General features: G+C 65.8%; 4 protein-coding genes. 3 read left to right on the top strand and 1 reads right to left on the bottom strand.

Annotated elements, in window-relative coordinates:
• Positions 1–58 precede the first annotated feature (58 nt).
• Genes H9634_RS06380 through H9634_RS06370 form a run of 3 tightly spaced genes read left to right on the top strand, consistent with a single transcriptional unit; the run spans position 59 to position 4,714 of the window.
• Positions 59–1,600: an ABC transporter permease gene (locus tag H9634_RS06380; RefSeq protein ID WP_191725866.1), complete on the top strand. Its 1,542-nt coding sequence runs from the start codon at positions 59–61 to the stop codon at positions 1,598–1,600.
• Entirely contained in the window at positions 1,597–2,799 is a 1,203-nt protein-coding gene (locus H9634_RS06375; protein WP_191725865.1) for an ABC transporter permease, read from the top strand. The genes H9634_RS06380 and H9634_RS06375 overlap by 4 nt, the downstream gene beginning before the upstream one ends.
• Before the next feature lie 10 nt (positions 2,800–2,809).
• Positions 2,810–4,714 carry an ABC transporter ATP-binding protein gene (locus tag H9634_RS06370; RefSeq protein WP_191725864.1) on the top strand — a complete coding sequence of 635 codons (1,905 nt, stop codon included), beginning with the start codon at positions 2,810–2,812 and terminating at the stop codon, positions 4,712–4,714.
• Positions 4,715–5,011: 297 nt separating this feature from the next.
• Here the strand turns inward: H9634_RS06370 and H9634_RS14865 are convergent, their stop codons facing one another.
• On the bottom strand, positions 5,012–6,247 hold the full coding sequence (locus H9634_RS14865) for a S1 family peptidase (RefSeq protein ID WP_191725863.1): 1,236 nt from the start codon (positions 6,245–6,247) through the stop codon (positions 5,012–5,014).
• Positions 6,248–6,596: the final 349 nt, after the last annotated feature.

Here is a 6,596-nt window from a genome sequence, read left to right as displayed (position 1 = left end):
CCCCCCCCCCCCCCCCCCCCGCCGCTCCCTGCCCCACGACCCTCCCGGGAAGCCCGAAATGATCAAATATCTCATCCGGCGGTTCCTGTCAGCCGCCCTTGTCATGCTCGTCGTGACGTTCCTCATGTACGTGCTGATCGATCTCGCGATCGACCCGCTCGAAGATCTGCGCACCTCGACGTCACCGAATGCGGCCCAGTTGATGGAGAACCGCATCCGCAATCTCCAGCTCGACGTCCCCTCACCCATCCGCTACTTCTGGTGGCTCACCGGAGTCGGCGGCTGCCTCATCGGCCAGTGCGACCTCGGCTCATCCTGGCTGACCGGCCAGGCCGTGACGAGCATGCTGCAGGGCGCGATCCTGAACTCCGTCAAGCTCGTCTTCGTCGCCACCTTCGTCTCGATCATCCTCGGCGTCACTGTCGGTCTCGTCTCGGCCATCCGCCAGTACACCGGCTTCGACTACGCCATCACCTTCATCACCTTCCTGCTGTACTCGCTGCCCGTCTTCTGGGTGGCCGTGCTGCTCAAGCAGTACGGCGCGATCGAATTCAACAACTTCCTGCGCGACCCCGAGGTCAACTGGCTGGCGCTGGTCGTCATCTCGCTGATCGCAGGCGCCTTCTGGATGGGCGCGATGGGCGGCAGCGGACGGCGCCGCTACATCAACCTCGCAGCGGGCACGATCGTCACCTTCGCGCTGCTGGCGTTCCTCTTCGGCTCCAACTGGCTGCTGCAGCCGGGTATCGGACTCATCGGCGTGACAGTGACGTCGCTTGCCGCTGCGGTGCTCGTGACCCACCTGTCGACCGGCCTGCACAACAAGCGCGCCTTCTACGCCGCACTCACCACAGCCGTGCTCGGCGGTGTGTTCTACTACGCGATGCAGTGGTTCTTCTACTTCGTACCGGCGAACTGGTTCATCATCCTCGGCCTGTTCGTCGTCGCGATCCTCGTCGGCGTCGGTGTCGGCTTCGCCTTCGGCGGTCCGGACAAGGGCGCCTCGGCGCGCACCGCAGCAATCGTCGCGATCATCGCCTCGCTGCTCGTCTTCGTCGACCGGAACATGCAGGTGTGGTCGAACTACTCGAACCTGGCGCAGATCCGCGGCAGGCCGATCGCCACGATCGGCGCGTCCAGTCCCGGCCTGCAGGGCGACTTCTGGATCCAGACCGTCGACAGCTTCACACATCTGCTGCTTCCGTCGATCGCTCTGGTGCTCATCTCCTTCGCCACCTATACCCGCTACTCGCGCGGTTCGATGCTCGAAGTGATGAACCAGGACTACATCCGCACCGCACGCGCCAAGGGCCTGACCGAGCGCACCGTCATCATGCGCCACGCACTGCGCAATGCGCTGCTGCCGCTGGCCTCGATCGTGCCGGTCGACATCATCACGCTCATCGGCGGTGCTGTGCTGACCGAGACGATCTTCGGCTGGGCCGGCATGGGCAGAATGTTCGTCGACTCGCTCGGCAAGGCCGATATCGATCCCGTGATGGCCTACATCCTCATCACCGGAATACTCGCAGTCGTGGCGAACATCGTCGCCGACTTCGTCTACGCCATCCTCGACCCAAGGATTCGGGTGAACGCATGACCACCTCACTTCCAGATCCCTCGAAGCACGAGGACACACACGCCCTCGAAGGCGACAACGCCATCGAGGCGCAGGAGACCGCCGGCCTGTCACAGGGCCAGATCGTCTGGCGCCGGTTCATCCGGCACAAAGGCGCGCTCAGCGGACTCGCCGTCGTGCTGCTCATCGCGATCCTGGCGTACTCATCCGTCGGGTTCGGCCCGATCCCGGGCTGGTGGAAGTTCAACCACTACAACACCAACGATGTGCTCAACGGCGGTGCGCCGACTTGGCAGCTGTCGAACATCTTCTCCCTCGGAGAGCATCCGTTCGGACAGGACGACATCGGCCGCGACAACTTCGCCCGCGTCATGAAGGGCACCCAGATCTCGATCATGGTGATGCTCGTCATGGGTGCGATCTCGCTTGTCGTCGGTGTGGTCATCGGTTCGCTGGCCGGGTACTACCGCAAGCGCGTCGACGATGTGCTCATGCGTCTGACCGACCTGTTCATCACCCTGCCGGTCATCGTCGTCGGCGCTGTGCTCGGTGTGCTCGCCGGCAAGTACTCCTCGCCGCTGCTGCTGGCCATCTGCCTGGGCCTCATCCTGTGGCCGGGCCTAGCGCGTCTGGTCCGCGGTGACTTCCTGTCGCTGCGCGAACGCGAGTTCGTCGACTCGGCACGGGTGGCCGGGGCCAGCGACTTCCGGATCATCTTCAAGCACATGCTGCCCAACGCGATGGGTGTCATCATCGTCAACACGACGCTGCTCATGAGCCAGGCGATCGTGCTGGAGACCGCCCTGTCCTTCCTGGGCTTCGGCGTCAGCGCCCCGGACGTCTCGCTCGGCCAGCTCATCAACGAGTACCAGAGCTCCTTCTCCACCCGTCCGTGGCTGTTCTGGTGGCCGGGCCTGTTCATCATCGTCATCGCGCTGTGCGTCAACTTCATCGGCGACGGCCTGCGCGACGCCTTCGACCCGCGTCAGAAGCGCATCCCGTCGAAGAAGGAGATGCTCAAGGCACAGATCCGCACGCCGGAGCGCACCGAGGAGGAGGCAGCTGCCGCTGTCACCACCGGCGCCGGTGCGACCGGGATGCCGTTCGCTGAGGGCACGCCTGCGCAGGGACCCGACCGTCCCGGGCCAGCAGGCACCGTCAACACCCATGACGACCCCGGTGACACCGGGGACGATCACGACGGCAAGCCGCGGCACTAGGAGGGCAGATATGACTGAGAACACCACCAACACCCCTGCCCAGCGGCGGCCGGGCGGCTCACACGCCGCCACCGGTGCTGAGGCCAACGGCGCGGACACACAGAGCGCAGCCACCGCCTCGGGAACGGGGCACGGGCGCACCGGCGGCGATCCGATTCTGTCCGTCACCGACCTGGGAGTGAACTTCTGGGTCGGCGGCGAATGGTTCACCGCAGTCGAGGGCCTGAACTACGAGCTGTACCCCGGCGAGGTGCTCGCCATCGTCGGCGAATCCGGTTCGGGCAAATCGCAGTCCTCGATGTCGCTCATCGGGCTGCTGCCCAAGAACGGACTGGCATCCGGCAGTGCGAAGCTCGACGGACGCGAACTCGTCGACATGCCGATGGCGCAGATGCAGCGCATCCGCGGCAAGGAGATCTCGGTGATCTTCCAGGAGCCGATGACCGCCCTCAACCCGGTCTACACCTGCGGCTTCCAGATCGTCGAGACCCTGCGCACCCACTTCGACATGGGGCCCTCGGCCGCGAAGGAACGGGCGCTCGAGCTCATGCGGCTCGTCGACATCCCCGAACCGGAGCGCCGCTTCGACTCCTTCCCGCATCAGCTCTCGGGTGGTCAGCGACAGCGCATCATGATCGCCCAGGCCCTGGCCTGCGATCCGCGTCTGCTCATCGCCGATGAGCCGACGACCGCGCTCGACGTCACGGTGCAGGCGGAGATCCTCAAGCTCATGCGCGATCTGCGTGAGCGGATCGACTCCGGCATCATCCTCATCACCCACGACATGGGTGTCGTCGCCGATATGGCCGACCGCATCCTCGTGATGAAGAGCGGCCGGGTCGTCGAGACCGGCACCGCCGATGAGATCTTCTACAACCCGCAGCACCCCTACACCAAGCAGCTGCTTGACTCGGTGCCGCATCTGGGTGAGAAGGAAGAGCATGTCTTCGGCGACTCCGTCGACGACATCAAGGAGGCTGCCACGCCGGAGCTGGCCGATCGCGACTGGGTGCCGGCCGGCATCACGCTGGACTCGACTGAGACGATCGTGCACCCGGATGAGAGCTTCGATCCGACCGAAACGCCGGCGCTCAAGCTCACCGATGCCGCGATCGAGTACCCGAAGATCGGCCGCACGCCGGCCTTCCGGGCCGCCCACGACATCAACCTGTCAGTGGCTCCCGGCGAGGTCGTCGGCCTGGTCGGCGAATCGGGTTCGGGCAAGACGACGATCGGCCGTGCCGCACTCGGCCTGCTGCCGGTCGTCGAGGGCTCCCTGGAGATCAACGGCACCGATATCACCAACATGAGCAACCGGCAGCTGCGGCCCCTGCGCCGCGACGTCGGCATCGTGTTCCAGGACCCGGGGTCGTCGCTCAATCCGCGCCTGCCGGTCGGTGAGTCGATCGGTGAGCCGATCTTCCTGCACGAGAAGCTCAAAGGGTCAGCGCTCAACAAGCGTGTGGAGGCACTGCTCGATTCGGTCGAGCTGCCGACCTCGATGCGCAACCGCTACCCGCATGAGCTCTCCGGCGGCCAGCGTCAGCGCATCGGCATCGCCCGTGCACTGGCGCTGCAGCCCAAGCTGCTCATCGCCGATGAGCCGACCTCGGCACTCGACGTCTCTGTGCAGGCCAAGGTGCTGGAGCTGTTCCAGCAGCTGCAGCGTGAGCAGGGATTCGCCTGTCTGTTCATCTCCCACGACCTCGCCGTCGTCGAGATGCTGGCCCGCCGCGTGGCGGTCATGCGCCACGGCTATCTCGTCGAGGTCGGCAACTCCAGTGACATCGTCGCCGATCCGGTGCACCCGTATACGCAGCGTCTGCTCGCTGCCGTGCCGGTGCCCGATCCGAACGAGCAGCGCCGACGCCGCGCAGCCCGTGATGCGATGATCGCCGCCACCCGCGAGGACTGAGCCGCACGCACCGCGCACGAAGCGGAGGGAGACCGCCATCGGTCTCCCTCCGCTTCTGTTGGTATCAGGCTCCCTCCGCTTCTGTTGTCGTCAGACCGCTGACAGACTGCTCGGCCGTGCTGAGCGCAGCCCGCGGACAGGCCGGCACCGCATTGTCCGCGCACACAGAGACGACGCCGGGGCGAAGCTGCTGCTTCGCCCCGGCGCCGCGGGCTGTGAACCCTACCTTTGTGAGTATCCCTCGTGTGTCACCCCGCGAGGGAACGGGGAACCGTCAGATGAGAGACGACATTCTCATCACTTGTGGCCGTACTCCAGGTTGTAGTAGTCCAGCGCGTCGGGCACCGGCTGGAAGTACGAGGATCCGTCGACGTAGCCGCCGTTGAAGCCGCAGTCCTGTCCGGCAGGTCCGCCGGAGGTCATGCCCACGGCCTGGTTGCCGGCGGTGTAGGCGCCACCGGAGTCACCGGCAGCGGTGCAGACGGTCGACTCGCCGAGACCGGAGACCTGGGCGACCTCGCGGCCCTGCGAGTCGGAGTAGTTCACCGTGGCGTTGTAGCCGGTGACCTCACCGCAGGTGACACCGGAGGTCGCGCCGGTGCGGCACAGCTCGGTGCCGATCGGGGCCTGCCATGCGCCTTCCTCAGCGTTCGTGATGCCGTGGTCTGAGCCGTAGGTGTTGGCTTCGGTGCTGACCTCGTTGCCGTCGCCCAGGACGATGTATCCGATGTCGCGGTCCGGCTGGCCGTCGTAGGACTTGAACGCAGTCTCACCGTAGGAGCCGAAGTCCTGGCCCTCGACCGTGAAGCTGTCCTGGTCCTCGATGCAGTGACCGGCCCACACCATGACGTGGTTGCCCTCACCGTCGGTGGCCGGGAAGCCAGCCGAGCAGTAGCCGCCGCCCAGACCGATCTTGTCGCCGCCCTTGGCAGTGGCGTGCAGCTCGTTGCGCTCACCCTTCTGGACGGTGACAGCGTCACCGTACTCGGCGGCCTTGTCGAGCACGGCGGTGTCGGCCTTCGGGTCGGTGACGGTGACGACGACGGCGTCGTCAGCGATGCGCGGAGCGACGGAGACGACACCGGTGTCATCGGCGGCGAGCTTCGCAAGCGCATCGGCGATGTCATTGAGCTTGCTCTCGCCGTTGGCGGCGTCGCGGACTTCGAAGCCGGCGGCTTCGGCGGCCTTGGCGGCCTGCGATCCGGCCGGGGCCTGCAGGACGAGCTTGTTCTCGTCGTTGAAGAACGCGCCGTCGTAGGTGTTGCCGGCCTGCACGAGGTCGTAGTAGTCGTTGTTCTGCGTGAACTGCGCCTGCAGGTGGTCCTTCTGGGCTGCGACCGTGCGGCCCGAGGACTCGGCCATGATCTTCAGCTCCTTGTCGCTGAAGTCGGCCTTGACCTTCTTGACCTCCGGGGACTTCTGGATGGCCGTATCGGCCGCCCCGCCCGGTGCTGCGAGAGCCGGCATCGCCGCTCCCATTCCTGCAAAGGCCAGCGAGCCGACGAGGGCCGCGTGGACGAACGTGCGTTTCACGAGTTTTCTCCTTGTGAGAGTCGTTCAGGTTGGTGCTCTCACTCTTCCGAAATCTCACCGGTGCCGATATTGCGCCTTGGTCAAAAGGCGATGGACCAACGGCATAGCGTCCCGCTCCCGAGGCGGTGGGACCGGGATGCCCTCAGCCTCCGGTGACCGTGTGGTCAGACGGCATTCAGGTTCGCCAGCCCCGCCTACATGCGCCGGACAGCCTGCGTTCAGACTTCGCTACGACGTATGGCCACCTCACCCTCCGATCGTCGTAGGTCAGCGACCCCGGCTGGCAGAAGTTTTTCTGCCGCACAGGGAGTCAGGTGTGCTGTGGGCACAGAGAAGCGGGGGGGGGGGG

This window comes from Brevibacterium gallinarum, assembly GCF_014836885.1.
Lineage (GTDB): Bacteria > Actinomycetota > Actinomycetes > Actinomycetales > Brevibacteriaceae > Brevibacterium > Brevibacterium gallinarum.
Note: the sequence above shows the minus strand (reverse complement) of the source record. Positions and strands in the feature narration are given on the sequence as shown.